Genomic DNA, 471 nt, shown 5'->3' with positions numbered 1-471 from the left:
TCAGTTGGTAGAGCACTCGACTGTTAATCGAGTTGTCACAGGTTCGAGTCCTGTTCGGGGAGCCACTTGCTTCCATAGCTCAGTAGGTAGAGTGCATCCATGGTAAGGATGAGGTCACCGGTTCGATCCCGGTTGGAAGCTCCAGATTCGCTTTTGAATTGGACATGTATCATGAAATTGTGGCCCGTTGGTCAAGGGGTTAAGACACCTCCCTTTCACGGAGGTAACAGGGGTTCGAATCCCCTACGGGTCACCACAATATGGAGGCTTAGCTCAGCTGGGAGAGCATCTGCCTTACAAGCAGAGGGTCGGGGGTTCGATCCCCTCAGCCTCCACCATTTCATGCATGATTCTAACGAGAATCGGCAAGATAAAAGTACTCATCGATTTTGGGGATTAGCCAAGCGGTAAGGCAACGGACTTTGACTCCGTCATGCATAGGTTCGAATCCTATATCCCCAGCCATTGTAT

At 50.5% G+C, this 471-nt stretch carries 4 tRNA genes; all 4 read left to right on the top strand.

The features are described from left to right. Positions 1-68: 68 nt before the first annotated feature. The 4 genes from CRG97_RS29330 (at position 69) to CRG97_RS29315 (ending at position 465) form a co-directional block, all read left to right on the top strand. Positions 69-144: transfer RNA gene (locus CRG97_RS29330), tRNA-Thr, on the top strand. Positions 145-181: 37 nt separating this feature from the next. Next, a tRNA-Glu gene (locus tag CRG97_RS29325) sits at positions 182-256 on the top strand. Between the two features lie 6 nt (positions 257-262). After that, a tRNA-Val gene (locus CRG97_RS29320) sits at positions 263-338 on the top strand. Between the two features lie 52 nt (positions 339-390). Further along, positions 391-465 (top strand) — tRNA-Gln (locus tag CRG97_RS29315). Positions 466-471: the final 6 nt, after the last annotated feature.

It is taken from the genome of Paenibacillus sp. EZ-K15 (assembly GCF_002573715.1).
In the GTDB taxonomy this organism is placed as follows: Bacteria; Bacillota; Bacilli; order Paenibacillales; family Paenibacillaceae; genus Paenibacillus_AQ.
Note: the sequence above shows the minus strand (reverse complement) of the source record. Positions and strands in the feature narration are given on the sequence as shown.